The sequence below is a fragment of the Shewanella sp. MMG014 genome (assembly GCF_018100775.1).
GTDB lineage: Bacteria > Pseudomonadota > Gammaproteobacteria > Enterobacterales > Shewanellaceae > Shewanella > Shewanella japonica.
Genome location: NZ_JAGJDZ010000001.1, coordinates 360,199 through 380,337 on the forward strand (window position 1 = coordinate 360,199; position 20,139 = coordinate 380,337).

At 44.5% G+C, this 20,139-nt stretch carries 5 protein-coding genes; 4 read left to right on the forward strand and 1 reads right to left on the reverse strand.

Annotated elements, in window-relative coordinates; all coding sequences use genetic code 11:
- Positions 1 to 125: 125 nt before the first annotated feature.
- Complete coding sequence (gene fusA / locus J8L86_RS01510) at positions 126 to 2,153, reverse strand: elongation factor G (protein WP_211028369.1); 2,028 nt, start codon at positions 2,151 to 2,153, stop codon at positions 126 to 128.
- Positions 2,154 to 2,600: 447 nt separating this feature from the next.
- Between fusA and J8L86_RS01515 the strand changes: the two genes are divergently transcribed.
- Genes J8L86_RS01515 through J8L86_RS01530 form a run of 4 tightly spaced genes read left to right on the forward strand, consistent with a single transcriptional unit; the run spans position 2,601 to position 20,138 of the window.
- A complete protein-coding gene (locus J8L86_RS01515) occupies positions 2,601 to 3,398 on the forward strand; it encodes a helix-turn-helix domain-containing protein (RefSeq protein WP_119968831.1) in 798 nt (265 codons plus the stop codon).
- Complete coding sequence (locus J8L86_RS01520) at positions 3,395 to 11,845, forward strand: type I polyketide synthase (protein ID WP_211028371.1); 8,451 nt, start codon at positions 3,395 to 3,397, stop codon at positions 11,843 to 11,845. Before J8L86_RS01515 ends, J8L86_RS01520 begins: the two co-directional genes overlap by 4 nt.
- On the forward strand, positions 11,842 to 14,106 hold the full coding sequence (locus tag J8L86_RS01525; protein ID WP_211028373.1) for a PfaB family protein: 2,265 nt from the start codon (positions 11,842 to 11,844) through the stop codon (positions 14,104 to 14,106). Before J8L86_RS01520 ends, J8L86_RS01525 begins: the two co-directional genes overlap by 4 nt.
- The gene (locus J8L86_RS01530; RefSeq protein WP_211028375.1) at positions 14,103 to 20,138 is read left to right on the forward strand and encodes a beta-ketoacyl synthase N-terminal-like domain-containing protein; all 6,036 of its coding nucleotides are present in this window, start codon (positions 14,103 to 14,105) and stop codon (positions 20,136 to 20,138) included. Before J8L86_RS01525 ends, J8L86_RS01530 begins: the two co-directional genes overlap by 4 nt.
- Position 20,139: the final 1 nt, after the last annotated feature.

The following is a 20,139-nucleotide window of genomic DNA, read 5'->3' on the forward strand; positions in this document are numbered from 1 at the left end:
AACAATGTTGATTGAAAATGTCATCTAAGGTTTAAACCAATAATGGAAGGTTCAGACAAATAAAAAGGGTTAAGCCATCCTTAACCCTTTGCATATCATCTGTTATTTCAATAAGTATTTGCCAATCAATCTACCAGTGCTTTTACCGCCTTTTTAGGTAAAACATCATAACGGCTAAACTGCATTGAAAACTGACCTTCTCCACCTGTCATAGATTTAAGTTTTGAAGAGTAGCTACTGACATTGGCAAGTGGCACTTCAACGCTGACTTCAACAAGTCCATTGGCATTGGCCTGCGTTCCACAAATAATGCCTCTAGATGCGCTAATGTCACCTGTCACTTCGCCGACATGCTCTTGCCCAACTAAAATGCTCATATCAACTAATGGTTCTAACATTACAGGTTTTGCTAACGATACTGCTTCTATAAAAGCTTTTTTACCCGCCATCACAAAAGCAATTTCTTTAGAGTCTACACTGTGGTGTTTACCATCCAATAACGTGACTTTTATGTCTTGTAATGGATAGCCACCTAACTCACCGGCTAGCATGGCTTCTCGCACGCCTTTCTCTACTGCTGGAATATATTGACTTGGCACCGAGCCACCAACCACCTTCGAAATAAACTCAAAACCTTCACCACGCTCAAGTGGCTCTATGGCTAATTCAACTTCACCAAATTGGCCAGATCCGCCTGATTGTTTTTTATGGCGATAACGGCATTGTGCTTTCTCGGTGATGGTTTCTCGATAAGCCACCGCCGGCGTATCAGTATCCATGTCGAGGTGGAACATATTTTGCGCTTTTTCAAGCGCAATTTTTAAATGCAAATCCCCTTGACCTTGCAATACGGTTTGCCCTTCAACTTCACTTCGAGTGATGTGTAAACTTGGATCTTCAGCGACCAGTTTATTGAGAACATCGGAGATCTTTTGTTCATCACCACGACGTTTGGCTGATACAGCTAGGCCAAAAATAGGTTGCGGCACTTCCAGTTCTGGTAAATGAAATTCATCTTCATCATGGCTATCATGTAGTACAGAACCAACACTTAATGCATCCAATTTTGCAATAGCGCAAATATCGCCAGGAAACGCTTGGGATACATTAATTTGTTTATCGCCTTGAAGCTTCATTAAGTGAGAGACTTTGAAAGGTTTGCGGCCTTGACCAATAAACAGCTTCATGCCAACATTCAGCGTCCCTTGATACAACCTAAATACGCCCAGTCTTCCTAAAAATGGGTCAATTGAAACGCTAAACACATGGGCTAAAACATGATCTGTTGCCTTTTGTGTTACTGTTACTGGTGTCGCCTGTTCACCAAATCCTTTCGTAAATTGTGGCGCATTAGCTTCAAGTGGACTTGGCATGAGTTTGATCAGCATTTCTAACAATGAGCTAATCCCAATATCTTGTTCTGCACTTGTAAAGCAGACTGGCACTAAGTGCCCCATTCTGAGTGCTTTTTCTAGCGGAGCATGAAGCTGCTGAGGCGTTAACGACTCACCTTGCTCTAAATACAAGGTCATTAACGCTTCATCTTCTTCAAGTACCGTATCAACTAGCTCATCTCTAGCACTAGCAGGTTGACTAAATAACGTCTCTGCACTTTCATCACAATGTAAATAACAATCAACAACGGCTTTTCCATCGGCACTGGGTAAGTTAACCGGTAAACATCGGTGTCCAAATTGATGCTGAATGTCGATCATCACATCTGACACTCGCGTGAGATTACTGTCGAGGTGGTTAATGGCAATAATCACCGCTTTACCTTGCGCTCTTGCAGCTTCAAAAGCACGTTTAGTCACAGACTCTATGCCAACGGCGGCATTAATAACTAACAAAACTGACTCAACGGCAGGCAAAGGTAATAAGGCTCGCCCGAAAAAGTCAGGTAAGCCAGGCGTGTCGATAAAGTTGATATGATGCTGTTGATACTGAAGGTGTAAAAATGAAGGCTCTAAACTGTGACGGTGGGATTTTTCTTGGGCAGTGAAATCAGCATGATTTGTGCCCTTGTCGACCCTGCCTTTTAACGATATTGCCTTAGCTCTATACAGCAATGCTTCAAGCAAGGATGATTTGCCTGCTCCAACATGTCCGAGCACAGCCAAATTACGGGTTTGCTCAGTAGTAAACTCAGCCATAATGGCCTCCTGTTTTCACATTATTAAACTTTCCATATTTTTGTCTAACTTTGTTTACGTTTGGCTATTTATTGCGCATAAAAATAGTATACGGGGCTAACAACTCAGATGAATTGACCTAGATCAGTGTTTACATCGGCAACGTTTTTTATAACAAAATCACCCATTCGGCTTACAAGTGTTAGCTAATTCTGGTCGTATCAGTGATTAATTAGTTTCGGGTGATTGTATCGACCCGAAACCTCAGGTACTCTGCATGCTCGATTGTGCTAAAACGCTAATTTTGAAGATGAACAAACGTTAATCTTCACGTTTTTATACCGAGTCCCAACAGATTGTACGGAGTATTCATCGAACTATGGCAGTCCTTAAATGACCGCAAATAGAAAAGCTCACGCTGTAACTCAAACAGCCGCTAAGAAAGCCACATCAGAAACCGATGTTGCGATGGCCCCTGTTCGCCATCGCAATGCAACAACGACTCCTGAAATGCGTCAATTTATTCAGACTTCTGATTTCAGTGTTAGTCAATTGGCTAAGATTCTTAATATCTCGGAAGCCACTGTCAGAAAGTGGCGCAAGCGCGACTCAATCAGTGATACGCCCAATACTCCACATCATTTGAAAACCACTCTTTCACCAATGGAAGAATACGTGGTTGTGGGACTTCGTTATCAATTAAAAATGTCACTGGATAGATTGCTTCACGTCACACAACAATTTATCAACCCTAACGTCTCTCGCTCTGGTTTAGCCCGATGTTTAAAGCGCTACGGCATATCAAAACTAGATGAATTTGAAAGCCCTCATGTGCCTGAGCGTTATTTTAATCAGCTGCCTATTGTTCAGGGTACAGATGTAGCGACTTATACGCTGAACCCTGAAACGCTCGCTAAAACCCTTGCATTACCTGAGGCGACACCAGATAACGTTGTACAGGTTGTATCGTTAACGATTCCACCTCAACTCACTCAAGCTGACAGTTATTCCATTTTGCTCGGTGTCGACTTTGCAACCGACTGGGTGTATCTCGACATATATCAAGACAATCACACACAAGCGACAAATCGTTATATCGCTTATGTGTTAAAGCACGGCCCGTTTCATTTACGTAAGTTATTAGTCAAAAATTACCACACCTTTTTAGCCCGCTTTCCTGGCGCAACAGTTTTACAATCCACGGAAGCGGCAAACCAAAAAAATAAATCAGCTAAGGATCAGCTGAACACTGGAGACTCAAAATGAGCCAAGCCCCTACAAATCCTGAGACTAGCTCTCAAGATAATAACGAGTCGCAAGATACAAGACTGAATAAACGTCTTAAAGACATGCCTATTGCCATTGTCGGCATGGCCAGTATCTTTGCCAACTCTCGTTACCTGAATAAGTTTTGGGACTTAATCAGCGAAAAAATTGATGCTATTACCGAAGTACCTGATACCCACTGGCGCGCTGAAGATTACTTTGATGCTGACAAGAGCACCCCAGATAAGAGCTACTGTAAACGCGGTGGTTTTATCCCTGAAGTGGACTTTAACCCAATGGAATTTGGCCTGCCGCCAAATATCCTAGAACTGACCGATACTTCGCAATTATTGTCATTAGTGATTGCCAAAGAAGTGCTTGCAGATGCGGGCGTTACCTCTGAGTACGATACCGATAAAATTGGTATTACGCTGGGTGTGGGTGGTGGCCAAAAAATTAATGCCAGCCTAACAGCACGTCTGCAATACCCTGTGCTTAAAAAAGTATTTAAAAGCAGTGGTCTAAGCGATGCCGACAGCGATATGTTGATCAAAAAGTTCCAAGACCAATACATTCACTGGGAAGAAAACTCGTTCCCAGGATCGCTTGGTAATGTTATTGCTGGTCGTATTGCTAACCGCTTTGACTTAGGCGGCATGAACTGTGTGGTTGATGCAGCATGTGCAGGTTCACTTGCGGCAATGCGAATGGCTTTAACCGAACTGGTTGAAGGCCGCAGTGAAATGATGATCACAGGTGGTGTGTGTACCGATAACTCGCCATCGATGTACATGAGTTTTTCAAAAACCCCAGCGTTTACCACCAATGAAACGATTCAGCCATTTGATATCGACTCAAAAGGCATGATGATTGGTGAAGGCATTGGCATGGTGGCATTAAAACGTCTTGAAGATGCTGAACGTGACGGTGACCGTATTTACTCAGTCATTAAAGGGGTCGGCGCTTCATCTGATGGTAAGTTCAAATCAATTTATGCACCTCGACCTGAAGGCCAAGCTAAAGCGCTGAAGCGTGCTTATGATGACGCCGGCTTTGCACCTGAAACCGTTGGCTTAATTGAAGCTCACGGAACAGGCACTGCAGCGGGTGATGTGGCAGAATTTAATGGTCTTAAATCTGTATTTGGTGAGAATGACTCAACCAAGCAACACATTGCTTTAGGTTCAGTTAAGTCACAAGTGGGCCATACTAAATCAACTGCGGGAACCGCGGGTGTGATTAAAGCGGCGTTAGCACTGCATCATAAAGTGCTGCCGCCAACCATCAACGTCTCTAAGCCTAACCCTAAGCTTAATGTTGAGGATTCACCGTTTTTCATTAACACTGAAACTCGCCCTTGGATGCCTCGCCCTGATGGCACACCACGCCGAGCTGGTATAAGTTCGTTCGGTTTTGGTGGCACAAACTTCCACTTAGTACTAGAAGAATACAGCCCAGAGCACAGCCGTGATGAGAAATATCGTCAGCGCCAAGTAGCACAAAGCTTATTGATTAGCGCTGACAATAAAGCTGAGCTCATTGCAGAAATCAACAAGCTTAACGCTGACATCAGCGCGCTTAAAGGCACAGATAACAGCAGCACCGAACAAGCTGAACTTGCCCGCATTGCTAAACTATATGCTGTTCGCACTTTAGATACTTCAGCAGCCCGTTTGGGTCTTGTGGTCTCAAGCCTTAATGAATTAACCACTCAACTTGGTTTAGCGTTAAAGCAGCTAAGTAACGACGCTGAAGCATGGCAATTACCATCAGGTACGAGCTATCGCTCATCTGCGCTCATCACGATTAATGCCAACCAAAAGACGACTAAAGGTAAAAAAGCAGCTAACACACCGAAAGTAGCAGCATTATTTGCAGGTCAAGGTTCTCAGTACGTCAACATGGGGATTGATGTTGCTTGTCACTTCCCTGAAATGCGCCAGCAATTAATCAAAGCCGACAAGGTATTTGCAAGCTTTGATAAAACGCCATTATCGCAAGTGATGTTCCCAATTCCAGCCTTTGAAAAAGCAGATAAAGATGCGCAAGCAGCTTTACTCACCCGCACTGATAACGCGCAAAGCGCCATTGGTGTAATGAGCATGAGCCAATACCAACTGTTTACTCAATCAGGTTTTAGCGCAGATATGTTTGCAGGTCACAGCTTTGGTGAGCTTTCAGCTCTTTGCGCTGCTGGCGTTATTTCTAATGACGACTACTACCAATTATCCTATGCTCGCGGCGCTTCAATGGCCGCATCAGCAGTTGATAAAGATGGCAATGAATTAGATAAAGGCACGATGTACGCCATTATCTTGTCAGCTAATGAAAATGATGCTGCAAATAGCGATAACATCGCTAAATTAGAAAGCTGCATTAGCGAGTTTGAAGGCGTTAAGGTGGCTAACTACAACTCAGCCACTCAGCTAGTTATTGCAGGCCCAACACAAAGCTGCGCCGATGCAGCTAAAGCCATTGCTGCTTTAGGCTTTAAAGCTATCGCGCTACCTGTTTCTGGCGCCTTCCACACACCACTTGTGGGGCATGCGCAAAAGCCATTTGCTAAAGCCATTGATAAAGCTAAGTTCACGGCGAGCAAAGTCGACCTGTTCTCAAATGCCACTGGTGACAAACACCCAAGTGACGCTAAATCAATTAAAGCCGCTTTCAAGCAACATATGCTGCAATCAGTTCGTTTTACTGATCAGCTGAACAATATGTACGATGCGGGAGCGCGCGTATTTGTCGAGTTCGGCCCTAAGAACATTCTGCAAAAACTGGTTGAAGCGACCCTAGGTAATAAAGCTGAAGCGGTATCCGTTATCAGTATCAATCCAAACCCTAAGGGCAACAGTGATGTGCAACTTCGTGTTGCAGCTATGCAACTTAGCGTTTTAGGTGCGCCACTCTCAAGCATTGACCCTTATCAAGCTGAAATCGCAGCTCCTGCGGTACCAAAAGGCATGAACGTTAAACTCAATGCAACCAACCACATCAGTGCACCTACTCGTGCCAAGATGGAAAAATCATTAGCAACAGGCCAAGTAACCTCTCAAGTTGTCGAAACAATTGTTGAGAAAGTTATCGAAAAACCTGTTGAAAAAGTAGTAGAGAAGATCGTGGAAAAAGAAGTCATTAAAACTGAATATGTTGAAGTTGCCACATCTGGCGCAACAACAGTGTCTAACGCAGCGCCTCAAGCAATAGCACCTCATGCATCAGCTCAGGCTACTCCTGCTTCAGGCAGTTTAGAAGCGTTCTTTAATGCACAGCAACAAGCCGCTGAACTGCATCAACAATTCTTGGCCATTCCACAACAATACGGTGACACCTTTACTCACTTGATGGCAGAGCAAAGTAAAATGGTTGCTGCAGGCCAAGCTATTCCTGAAAGCTTGCAACGCTCGATTGAGTTATTCCATCAGCATCAAGCACAAACGCTGCAAAGTCACACCCTGTTTTTAGAGCAGCAAGCTCAGGCAAGCCAAAATGCATTAAACATGCTAACGGGTCAAACACCTGTTACTGCTCCTGTTGTTAACGCACCAATTGTTAATATGCCAGACGTTAATTCACCAGTAGTTGAAGCGGTGAAAGTAGCACCTCCTGTACAAACTCCTGCCGTAAACACGCCAGTAGTAAAGGCCACACCTGCAGCTAAACCTGCAGCGATGGCCGCTCCAGCCCCACGTGTTGAACCAATTAAAGCACCTGCTCCTGTAGCCGCTCCTGTAGTAACAGATTCTGCAGTAACTGCTCCTGCTGGCTTAAGCGCAGGAACAGTTCAGAGCGCGCAAACAGCCCTGAGCTCACAAACAGCCCTGAGCTCACAAACAGCCCTGAGCACACAAACTGTTCTGGATACTATGCTAGAAGTGGTTGCTGAAAAAACCGGTTACCCAACTGAAATGCTTGAATTGAGCATGGATATGGAAGCAGACTTAGGCATCGACTCAATTAAACGTGTTGAAATCTTAGGTACTGTTCAAGACGAACTACCAACACTGCCAGAGCTAAGCCCTGAAGATTTAGCTGAGTGTCGTACTCTTGGTGAAATCGTTGACTACATGAACTCCAAGCTACCCGCTGAAGGCGCTAAACTTCCTGCAAGTGCCGCTGAAGGCTCTCAGCTAACAGCTGCTGGTTCTGCCCCAGTTGCGTCACCAGTTCAGTCTTCGGCTTCAGCACCAGGCCTTAGCGCTGAAACAGTTCTGAATACCATGCTAGAAGTCGTTGCAGAAAAAACAGGTTACCCAACTGAAATGCTGGAATTAAGCATGGATATGGAAGCTGACCTTGGCATCGATTCCATCAAACGAGTTGAGATCTTAGGTACAGTTCAAGACGAACTGCCAACACTGCCAGAGCTAAGCCCTGAAGATTTAGCTGAATGTCGCACGCTTGGCGAAATCGTATCTTATATGAACTCTAAGTTACCAGCTGAAGGCTCTAAATTGCCTACAAGTACCGCCGCAGGCGTTGCTCAAGTAGCAACGGGGTTAAGTGCGCAAGAAGTTCAAAGCACTATGATGACAGTCGTTGCTGAAAAAACCGGTTACCCAACTGAAATGCTTGAATTAAGCATGGATATGGAAGCGGATTTAGGCATCGATTCAATCAAGCGTGTTGAAATTTTAGGTACTGTTCAAGACGAACTGCCAACACTGCCTGAACTCAGTCCTGAAGATTTAGCTGAGTGTCGTACACTTGGTGAAATTGTTGACTATATGAATTCTAAGCTTCCTACAACTTCAGCTGCAGGCGCTAATACACCGGCCGCAGCAGGCGCTTCTCAAGTAGCTGCTCAAGCATCAGGTTTAAGCGCACAAGAAGTTCAAAGCACGATGATGACTGTGGTTGCTGAAAAAACTGGTTACCCGACTGAAATGCTTGAATTAAGCATGGATATGGAAGCGGATTTAGGCATCGATTCAATCAAACGTGTTGAAATTCTAGGTACAGTTCAAGACGAATTACCAACACTGCCAGAGCTAAGTCCTGAAGATTTAGCTGAGTGTCGTACTCTTGGCGAAATCGTATCTTATATGGGGAGTAAACTACCCGCCGCAGGCGCTATGAACAGCAATACTGCAGATGCGACTCACACAGTCACACCAGAATCAGGTTTAAGTATTGAAACAGCCTTGAGCGCACAAGAAGTACAAAGCACGATGATGACTGTAGTTGCTGAAAAAACAGGTTACCCTACTGAAATGCTTGAATTAAGCATGGATATGGAAGCGGATTTAGGCATCGATTCAATCAAGCGAGTTGAGATCTTAGGTACAGTTCAAGATGAACTTCCTACGCTACCAGAGCTTAACCCTGAAGATTTAGCTGAGTGTCGTACACTAGGTGAAATCGTATCTTATATGGGGAGTAAACTACCCGCCGCAGGCGCTAATACACAGGCCGCAGCAGGCGCTTCTCAAGTAGCTGCCTCAACCCCAGAAACAGCCCTGAGCGCCTCGTCAGCATTAACAGCAGAGCAAGTTCAAAGCACAATGATGACTGTGGTTGCTGAAAAAACCGGTTACCCAACTGAAATGCTTGAATTAAGCATGGATATGGAAGCGGATTTAGGCATCGATTCGATCAAGCGTGTTGAAATTTTAGGGACGGTTCAAGACGAGCTACCAGGCTTACCTGAATTAAATCCTGAAGATTTAGCAGAGTGTCGCACCCTAGGCGAAATCGTATCTTATATGGGCGCTAAACTGCCAGCCGCAGGCGCTATGAACAAAAAGCAAGCGAGCGTTGAAACTCAATCTGCACCCGCAGCTGAGTTAGCAACTGACTTACCTCCTCATCAGGAAGTTGCGCTAAAAAAGCTACCAGCGGCGGATAAGTTAGTTGACGGTTTTTCAAAAGACGCCTGTATCGTTATCAATGATGACGGCCATAACGCAGGTGTTTTAGCTGAAAAATTAGTAGCAACAGGCCTAACCGTCGCCGTTATTCGTAGTCCTGAGTCAGTGACATCTTCGCAATCACCGCTGAGCAGTGATATTGCCAGCTTCACTTTATCTGCGGTCAATGACGACGCGATTAGCGATATCATTGCTCAAATTAGCAAGCAGCATAAGATTGCCGGTTTTGTTCACCTGCAACCTCAACTAGCAGCACAAGGTGCTTTGCCATTAAGTGATGCAGGTTTTGTAGCTGTAGAGCAAGCTTTCTTGATGGCTAAACACCTTCAGCAATCATTTGCTGAACTGGCTAAAACTGAGCGCGTAAGCTTTATGACTGTTAGCCGCATTGATGGTGGATTCGGTTACTTAAACAATAACGAGCTTGCAAAGGCTGAGCTAAACCAAGCTGCATTATCAGGTTTAACTAAAACATTAGGTCATGAGTGGCCAACTGTGTTCTGTAGAGCATTGGATATTACCCCAAGCTTTGAAGCTGTCGAGTTAGCACAAGCCGTTATTGCAGAGTTATTTGATGTTGATACAGCAACAGCTGAAGTGGGTATTAGCGACCAAGGTCGTCATACACTCTCAGCAACGACAACTGCTCAAACCCGTTACCAAACCACATCTTTAAACAGTGAAGATACTGTATTGGTCACTGGTGGTGCTAAAGGTGTCACATTTGAATGTGCCCTTACTCTTGCCAAACAAACTCAGTCGCACTTTATCCTTGCTGGTCGCAGTGAGCATTTAGCCGGTGATTTACCAACTTGGGCAAAGAGTGTCATAGCGACTGCGCCTAACGTTAGTGAAGTAAACACAAGTCAGTTAAAAGCTGCTGCTATCGGATTTATTCAATCTCAAGGTAACAAGCCAACACCTAAGCAAATTGATGCCTTAGTTTGGCCGATTACCAGCAGTTTAGAAATTGATCGCTCATTAGCCGCATTTAAAGCTGTCGGTGCAAGTGCTGAGTACATCAGCATGGATGTCAGCTCAGATACCGCCATCAAACAATCTCTTGCAGGTGTTAAACCGATTACAGGCATCATTCATGGTGCTGGTGTACTCGCTGATAAACACATTCAAGACAAAACCTTAGCTGAGTTAGGCCGTGTATATGGCACTAAAGTGTCGGGCTTTGCAGGCATCATCAATGCGATTGATGCAAGCAAGTTAAAACTGGTTGCTATGTTCTCATCAGCAGCCGGTTTCTATGGCAATACTGGCCAAAGTGACTACTCAATGTCTAATGAGATCCTCAACAAGACAGCACTTCAACTTGCAGCTAACTACCCGCAAGCTAAAGTAATGAGCTTTAACTGGGGCCCTTGGGATGGCGGAATGGTCAGTTCAGCATTGAAGAAAATGTTTGTTGAGCGCGGTGTATACGTTATTCCACTCGATAAAGGCGCAAACTTGTTTGCTCACAGTCTATTGTCTGAGTCGGGCGTGCAGTTATTAATTGGTTCAAGCATGCAGGGCTCAAGCTCAGCAGATAAAACAGGCGCAGCTGTAAAAAAGCTTAATGCGGACTCTTCGCTTAATGCCGAGGGTTCGCTGATTCTTTCTTTTACTACTCCTGCTAACCGTGTTGTCAACAACGCGGTTACTGTTGAACGTGTACTAAACCCAGTTGCAATGCCCTTCCTTGAAGATCATTGCATCGCGGGTAACCCAGTACTACCGACAGTGTGCGCCATACAATGGATGCGTGAAACAGCGCAACAATTGTGTGGTCTGCCTGTGACGGTTCAAGATTATAAATTGCTGAAAGGCATTATTTTCGAGACTAAAGAACCACAAGTATTAACGCTGACATTGACGCAAACTGAATCAGGCTTAAAAGCACTGATTGCTAGCCGTATGCAAAGTGATGCCGTTGATAGCTTGCTAAGACCTCAGTATCAAGCAAACCTAGTAGTTAACAAGAAGGTTGTTAACGAGAAGGTTATTAATGAGAAAGTTGCTAAAGAAGCGGTTTCAACCACGCTACCTGCAGCGGCAAAAAATGCGCAGCAATTAGCAAGCTCAGGCAAAGTCATTAGCACTGATAGTGAGTTGTATAGCAATGGCAGTTTATTCCACGGCCCTCGCCTGCAAGGAATAAAGCAGTTGTTAATTGCCAACGATGAGCAATTGGTTTGTTCAGTTGAGTTGCCTCAAGTTAACGCTATAGATTGCGCAAGCTTTACACCGAAAATAGCGTTAGGTGGTAGTCAGGCTTTTGCTGAAGATTTACTTTTACAAGCCATGTTAGTGTGGGCACGTATCAAACACGATGCTGCAAGCTTACCGTCAACCATTGGTGAATTAACCACTTACGCCCCATTCGCCTCAGGCGATAAAGGTTATTTAGTGTTGAATGTGCTTAAAAGTACCAGCCGCTCGTTAACGGCTGATATTGCACTTTATCACCAAGATGGCCGCTTAAGCTGCACTATGCTAAGCGCAAAAACGACCATCAGCAAAAGCTTAAATGAGGCATTTTTAGCCCCTGCTAAGGCTATTGCTGACTTGCAGGAGTCTGTGTGAGTAATCAACTGTCTCCTTCAACGTCTGCCATTAAAAGCATGCGAATTGCTTTAAAGCTAGTTGCGAATGAGCAAGTCTCATTCGCAACATCTTCAGGCAATGATTTTAGTGCCAATAACTTTGTAGCGATTAAGCCTTGCTCTTTAGCTGAAGTCATTGGCGCTTCAGCAATTGATCTTGATATCGATGTATCAAGCTTAGATGCGAGTTTGAGTGAACATGTTGTGAGTGAAAGTTCTGTTAATACAGCACTTAGCTTTAATGACTATTTTGCTCAAGCCATCATCCATATCGAACAGCAACATACGGTTTTACTCAGTCACCCTGAATTACCGTATCGTTTATTAATGATGCCAGCGATTGTGGCGGCTAAACATCGTTGTCATCCTCATGCCTACTTAACCGGTATGGGTGAAGCTGATGATATGCCAAGTGCAATAAATGCGGCTTTAGCTCAAGCCAAGCGTGCACACATTAAACCTACTCAGGTCGATGCGACTCAATTAACTTGTTATAAAGATAAGTTTGCCCAGTTGGTTATGCTGATAGGCAGCATTGCAACTCGCAGTGTGCCAAATGCAGTTTCAGCAAATCAGCCAACTGATGCTCAATACTGGTTTACTGAAATGCACCAAAATCGCGTTGTCAGCTTTAATTTTAGTGAAGGTTTTAAGCAACACTGTGCAGTCTTTGTCCAAGGCACTGAGCTTGCTCAAGCAAGTTCATTGGTAGATGAAAATCGACTATTTTTGCCTGTATCAGCCAATGACCTTGGGTCGATGAAACAGCAGCTGCAACAATTAAGCACTCAATTGGCAGCGCTGCCTGATCACAATGACAAGAGTAGCAGCACAGCTATCTCCTTCATGCTTAGCCAGCTAAAGCAATTTGATCAGACCCAGCCTTTATCGGCTGTCGTTATGGCAAATTCAGTGACTAATGCAGTAAGTGAAATCAATGTCATGCTTAGCGCGATTGATAAAGCTGAGACAACTGCAAAAAGTGAAGTTAAAGTTCAAGCTAAAAGCAACTTAAGCATTGAGCACAAAACCCCGTCAGGAAGCTGCTTTCATCTCACTTCAGATAAAGTACTTGGCAATAATGGCCTGTGTTTTGTTTACCCTGGCGTGGGCACGGTATACCCGCAAATGTTTGCTCAACTGCCGCGCTACTTTCCAGCTTTATTTGCACAACTAGAGCGCGATGGTGATGTCAAAGCCATGCTGCAAGCTGATAGCATTTATGCGGAAAATGCTAAAACCGCCGACATGAGCTTAGGTGAACTGGCTATTGCAGGTGTAGGCGCAAGTTACATCCTAACCAAAGTGCTCACTGAGCATTTCGGCATTAAGCCTAACTTTGCCATGGGTTACTCAATGGGTGAAGCGTCTATGTGGGCCAGTCTTGATGTCTGGAAAACGCCTCACAATATGATTGAAGCCACTCAAACTAATAGTATTTTCACCTCTGATATTTCAGGCCGACTCGACTGCGTCCGTCAAGCATGGCAACTCGAACAGGGTGAAGATATTGTTTGGAATAGCTTTGTTGTGCGTGCTGCGCCGACTGAAATAGAAGCCGTGCTTGCCGATTACCCTCGCGCTTATTTAGCGATTATACAAGGTGATACCTGTGTATTAGCGGGTTGTGAGCAAAGCTGTAAAGCCTTATTGAAACAAATCGGTAAACGTGGCATTGCAGCAAATCGTGTCACAGCCATGCACACGCAACCCGCCATGCTTATTCGTGATAATGTTCAAGCGTTTTATCAGCAAGCTTTGCACGACCAAGATGTGCTTGATGCACAAGCAAGTAGCATCAAATTCATTAGTGCTGCGAGTCAAATGCCTATTTCATTGACCAGTCAGGACATCGCCAATTCCATTGCAGATACATTTTGTCAGCCACTGAACTTCACTAAACTGGTGAATAATGCTCGTCATCTAGGTGCACGTTTATTTGTTGAAATTGGCGCAGATAGGCAAACCAGTACCTTGATAGATAAAATTGCTCGCACTGCAGCTAATACCGATTCACATTTAAACGCGCCACTGTCAGCCATTGCAATCAATGCCAAAGGTGATGATCAAACAGCACTGCTTAAATGTATCGCTCAGCTTATTTCGCATAAAGTGCCTTTATCTCTACAATATCTAACTGAGAATTTATCCCATTTGTTGACCGCTAGCATTGCTCGCGAAAACCGTCACCAAAGCCAAGCCGCTCAGTTAGCTCCACAATTAGAAGGAGAACAATCTTGAGTTCTCAATCAAACGTTCCCAAAATTGCCATCGTCGGTTTAGCGACTCAGTATCCCGATGCGGATACGCCCGCTAAATTTTGGCAAAACTTATTAGACAAAAAAGACTCTCGAAGCACAATTAGCAGCCAAAAGCTCAATGCAAACCCAGCTGACTATCAAGGTGTGCAAGGTGAGTCTGACCGTTTTTATTGTGATAAAGGCGGCTACATTCAAAACTTCAGTTTTGATGCCAATGGCTATCGTATTCCTGCCGAGCAATTTAACGGTCTTGACGACAGTTTTTTATGGGCAACAGACACAGCACGTAAAGCATTGAATGATGCTGGTGTTGATATAACAAACCCACAAAACAATGGCGCATTAAACCGCACCGGCATTATCATGGGAACCCTATCGTTTCCAACGGCTAAATCCAATGAGTTGTTTGTGCCGCTTTATCACAGCGCGGTCGAGAAAGCGTTGCAAGATAAGCTACAACAACCCAGTTTCACATTGCAGCCATTTGATAGTGAAGGATATAGCGAGCAAAAAACGCCAGCCTCTTTGTCTAACGGCGCCATTGCTCACAATGCATCAAAACTAGTGGCCGACGCTCTAGGCTTAGGTGCTGCGCAATTAAGCCTTGATGCTGCTTGTGCAAGCTCGGTTTACTCATTAAAACTTGCCTGTGATTACCTACATACAGGCAAAGCTGACATGATGCTTGCTGGTGCAGTCTCTGGCGCTGACCCATTCTTTATTAATATGGGTTTTTCCATTTTCCATGCCTACCCTGACCATGGTATTTCAGCGCCTTTTGATAGCAATTCAAAAGGGCTATTTGCCGGTGAAGGCGCTGGTGTTTTAGTGCTAAAACGCCTTGAAGATGCTGAGCGCGATGGCGATCATATCTATGCCCTAGTGAGCGGTATCGGGTTATCAAATGACGGCAAAGGCCAATTTGTATTAAGCCCAAACAGCGATGGCCAAGTTAAAGCGTTCGAGCGTGCTTACGCCGATGCTGCCATGCACGATGAAAACTTTGGCCCAGATAACATTGAGGTGATTGAATGTCACGCCACAGGCACTCCTTTGGGAGATAAAGTGGAGTTGACTTCAATGGAGCGCTTTTTTAGCGACAAACTCAAAGGCAGTAACACGCCACTGATTGGATCTGCTAAGTCGAATTTAGGCCACTTGCTCACCGCTGCGGGTATGCCAGGGATCATGAAAATGATTTTTGCAATGCGCCAAGGTGTTCTGCCGCCAAGTATTAACATCAGCGCACCGATTGCATCACCATCAGAAATGTTTGGCCCTGCAACCTTGCCAAATGATGTTCTACCTTGGCCTGATAAAACAGGTAATACGGCTCGTCATGCTGGTGTGTCAGTATTTGGTTTTGGTGGTTGTAATGCCCATTTATTGGTTGAGTCATACTTTGTAAAGAGTCCTGATGCTGCGCTCAGCACGCCCAATAATGCAAGTGTAACGCCTGCAACAACCATCAATGCGCAAATGCCAATGCATATTACCGGTATGGCATCGCACTTTGGTTCATTGTCGACCGTTAATGCCTTTGCCGCTGCGGTAAACAGCAACCAAAGTGCATTTACGACTTTGCCCGCTAAACGCTGGAAAGGCTTAGACAAACACCCTGAGTTGTTGCAGCAATTTGGTTTAGCACAAAGTGCACCAATGGGCGCTTATATTGATCAATTTGATTTCGACTTCTTACGCTTTAAAGTGCCACCTAATGAAGATGACCGCTTAATCTCACAGCAACTTTTATTAATGAAAGTAGCAGATGAAGCCATTCATGATGCCAAGCTTGAGTCAGGTAGCAAAGTGGCGGTTCTGGTTGCAATGGAAACAGAACTTGAACTACATCAGTTCCGCGGCCGCGTTAACTTACATACCCAAATTGCAACCAGCTTAACAGCTCATGGCGTGAGCTTATCTGATAGCGAATATCAAGCATTAGAAACCATTGCGATGGACAGTGTGTTAGATGCCGCTAAGTTAAATCAATATACCAGCTTCATCGGTAATATTATGGCGTCGCGCATCTCATCATTATGGGATTTTAATGGCCCTGCCTTTACGATTTCAGCCGGTGAGCAATCGGTTAACCGCTGTATTGATGTGGCGCAAAACTTACTAGCAATGGAGTCTCGTCAAGAGCCTTTAGATGCAGTCATCATTGCTGCAGTTGACTTGTCAGGCAGTATTGAAAATATCGTACTGAAAACGGCAAGCATTGATAAAACAGGCTCAAATCAAGCACTCAATATTGGTGAAGGCGCTGGCGCAATAGTATTGCAAGCAGCCGCTATTGATAGCGAGCACTGCGACCTAATCCATCAAGGTTTAGGGGCGTTAGATACGCTAGATTCAGCAAGCACCCATAGTTATGGCACCATCGACAGTTTGGCGTTTGGTCATACAGACCAGCTTTCAACCATTAGCGATGACGTGTTAACTCCTGTTGGATTAGCCGCAACTGATATTGATTTATTAGAGCTAAACCAAGCACCTGATTTGGTTAATATTGATAATGCGCAAATGCTATCGCAGCTATTTAGCCAATCGACCACCAGCAAAGCGCAATCTTGTATCGGACATACTTTTGCCGCTTCAGGTATTGCCAGCTTATTGCATGGCTTATTGAAAACTCGATTGAATACTTCTGTGCAGAACGCTTACTCGGATAGCAAACTGAGCAATAAGCCTAACCAAAAGGTCATTATCGCTACCTTGAGCGAAAACCAGTGTTCACAACTTCTTATCAGCCAAAATGCTGAACAAGCAAGTGCGATGAGCACTCGTATGAACACTGATATACAAGCGCAAACGGCCAAGAAATTGAGCCTAGTTAAGCAAGTCAGTTTAGGTGGTCGTGACATCTACCAGCATATTGTTGATGCGCCACTGGATAACATTGACAGTATTCGAGCGAAAGTTGCCAAGCTTAACCCTGTTGCACCTACTACTGTAATGAACCTACATGACCGTGGCCAATTTATCGCCCCAGCTCATGCCAATTCAGCGCCTATGTCCGCTAACAATAATTCAATGACTACAGAGACTTCTATGCCGTTTTCTGATCGTTCAACCCAGTTTAACCCTACACCCAAGGTGGCTACGCCTACTGCTCAAGCAGCTCAGTCAGCTCAAACGTCTTTAGTGACGAGCTCTGCTGCAACCGTTAGCCAAGTGCCACCAGCACATTTATCGGCTTTCGAGCAAAACCAATGGTTAGCACATCAAGCGCAACTAGCATTTTTAAAGAGCCGTGAGCAAGGCTTAAAAGTCGCTGATGCGCTTTTAAAACAGCAGGTAGCACAAGCAAATGGTCAGCCTTATATTGCCCAATCGACTGCACAAGCTGTAGCGCCCGTCCAAGCTGAAAATGTATTAGCTCAGCCAGTAGCCTCTGCGCCAATCTTGCGTCCGGATCATGCAAATGTGCCGCCGTACACAGCGCCTATTCCAGCGGAAAAGCCATGTATTTGGAACTACGCTGATTTAGTAGAATATGCCGAAGGTGATATTGCCAAAGTATTTGGCCCAGATTATGCCGTGATTGATAACTACTCTCGCCGTGTTCGCCTACCGACAACTGATTACTTATTGGTATCTCGTGTCACTAAGTTAGATGCAACGATGAACCAATATAAGCCTTGTAGCATGACCACCGAGTATGACATCCCTGAAGATGCTCCTTACTTAGTCGATGCTCAAATTCCTTGGGCGGTTGCTGTTGAGTCAGGCCAGTGTGATTTAATGTTGATCAGTTATTTAGGCATTGATTTTGAAAACAAAGGTGAGCGTGTTTACCGTTTGCTTGATTGTACGCTGACTTTCTTAGGCGATTTACCTCGTGGCGGTGACACACTGCGCTACGACATTAAAATCAACAACTTCGCAAAGAATGGCGAGACATTATTATTCTTCTTCTCTTACGAATGTTTCGTCGGCGATAAGATGGTTTTAAAAATGGATGGCGGCTGTGCTGGCTTCTTTACCGATCAAGAGTTAGATGACGGTAAAGGGGTTATTTACACCGAAGATGAAATTAAAACTCGTGAAGCGGCGTTAAATACACCGAACAAACCACGTTTTGAACCACTATTACATTGTGCTCAGACCCAGTTTGACTATGGTCAAATTCATCACTTACTCAATGGCGATATTGGCAGCTGTTTTGCTGGCGAACACCATAACCACCAGCAAGCATCAGGTAAGCAAGACTCGTTATGTTTTGCCTCTGAAAAATTCTTGATGATTGAGCAAGTAGGCAATTTAGACGTCCATGGCGGCGCTTGGGGCTTAGGCTTTATTGAAGGCCATAAACAATTAGCACCTAATCATTGGTATTTCCCTTGTCACTTTAAGGGCGATCAAGTGATGGCTGGTTCATTAATGGCTGAAGGTTGTGGCCAATTATTGCAGTTCTTTATGCTGCACATTGGTATGCACACCTTGGTTGAAAATGGTCGCTTCCAGCCTTTAGAGAATGCTTCACAAAAAGTACGTTGTCGTGGTCAAGTTCTGCCGCAGCACGGTGAGCTGACTTACCGCATGGAAGTCACTGAAATTGGCACTCACCCTCGCCCATATGCTAAAGCTAATATTGAAATATTGCTCAATGGTAAAGCGGTTGTAGACTTCCAAAACCTTGGGGTGATGATTAAAGAAGAAAGTGAATGTACCCGTTACACTGCCGACTCTTCTGAAACACATTCAACCTCTGGCGCAGTCCAAAAGAACAATAGCCACAACACGCCAGCATCATTAAATGCACCGTTAATGGCGCAATTACCAGACTTAAGCGCACCAACCAATAAAGGTGTTATCCCACTGCAACATGTTGAAGCACCTGTGTTGCCTGATTATCCAAATCGTACTCCTGATACCCTGCCATTCACTGCGTACCATATGTTTGAGTTTGCCACTGGCAATATTGAAAACTGCTTTGGGCCGGACTTTAGTATTTACCGTGGTTTCATTCCACCGCGCACACCATGTGGCGATTTACAGCTAACGACTCGTATCGTTGATATTCAAGGTAAACGTGGCGAATTGAAAAAGCCGTCATCGTGTATCGCAGAATATGAAGTGCCAACTGATGCATGGTATTTCGCTAAAAACAGCCACGCCTCTGTCATGCCTTATTCAGTGTTGATGGAAATTTCACTGCAACCAAACGGCTTTATTTCAGGCTACATGGGCACCACATTAGGCTTCCCAGGTGAAGAATTATTCTTCCGTAACTTAGACGGTAGTGGTGAACTATTACGTGATGTTGATTTACGTGGCAAAACCATTGTTAATGATTCAAAGCTATTATCAACCGTTATTGCTGGTAGCAACATCATTCAAAGCTTCACATTTGACTTAAGTGTTGACGGTGAGCCCTTCTACAAAGGCAGCGCGGTATTTGGCTACTTTAAAGGCGATGCGCTTAAAAACCAGTTAGGTATTGATAACGGCCGTATCACTCAACCATGGCATGTTGAAAATAACGTCCCTGCTGATATCACTGTTGATTTACTTGATAAGCAATCTCGCGTGTTCCATGCTCCCGCTAATCAACCACATTATCGCTTAGCTGGCGGTCAACTTAACTTTATCGACAAAGCTGAAATCGTTGATAAAGGTGGTAAAAATGGTTTAGGTTACTTGTCGGCATCTCGCACCATTGACCCAAGTGATTGGTTCTTCCAATTCCACTTCCATCAAGATCCTGTCATGCCAGGTTCATTAGGCGTTGAAGCCATTATCGAGTTAATGCAGACTTATGCCATCAGCAAAGACTTAGGTAAAGGTTTCACTAACCCGAAATTTGGCCAGATTTTATCTGACATCAAATGGAAGTACCGTGGCCAAATTAACCCATTGAATAAACAAATGTCGCTGGATGTGCACATCAGTGCAGTCAAAGATGAAAACGGCAAACGCATCATCGTAGGCGACGCAAACCTCAGCAAAGACGGGTTACGCATTTACGAAGTAAAAGATATCGCTATCTGTATCGAAGAGGCATAAA

Bases quoted from the DNA above. Each gene is read 5' to 3' on its own strand.
- fusA (WP_211028369.1), bottom strand. From the start codon at position 2,153: ATGGCTGAGTTTACTACTGAGCAAACCCGTAATTTGGCTGTGCTCGGA.
- J8L86_RS01515 (WP_119968831.1), top strand. From the start codon at position 2,601: ATGGCCCCTGTTCGCCATCGCAATGCAACAACGACTCCTGAAATGCGT.
- J8L86_RS01520 (WP_211028371.1), top strand. From the start codon at position 3,395: ATGAGCCAAGCCCCTACAAATCCTGAGACTAGCTCTCAAGATAATAAC.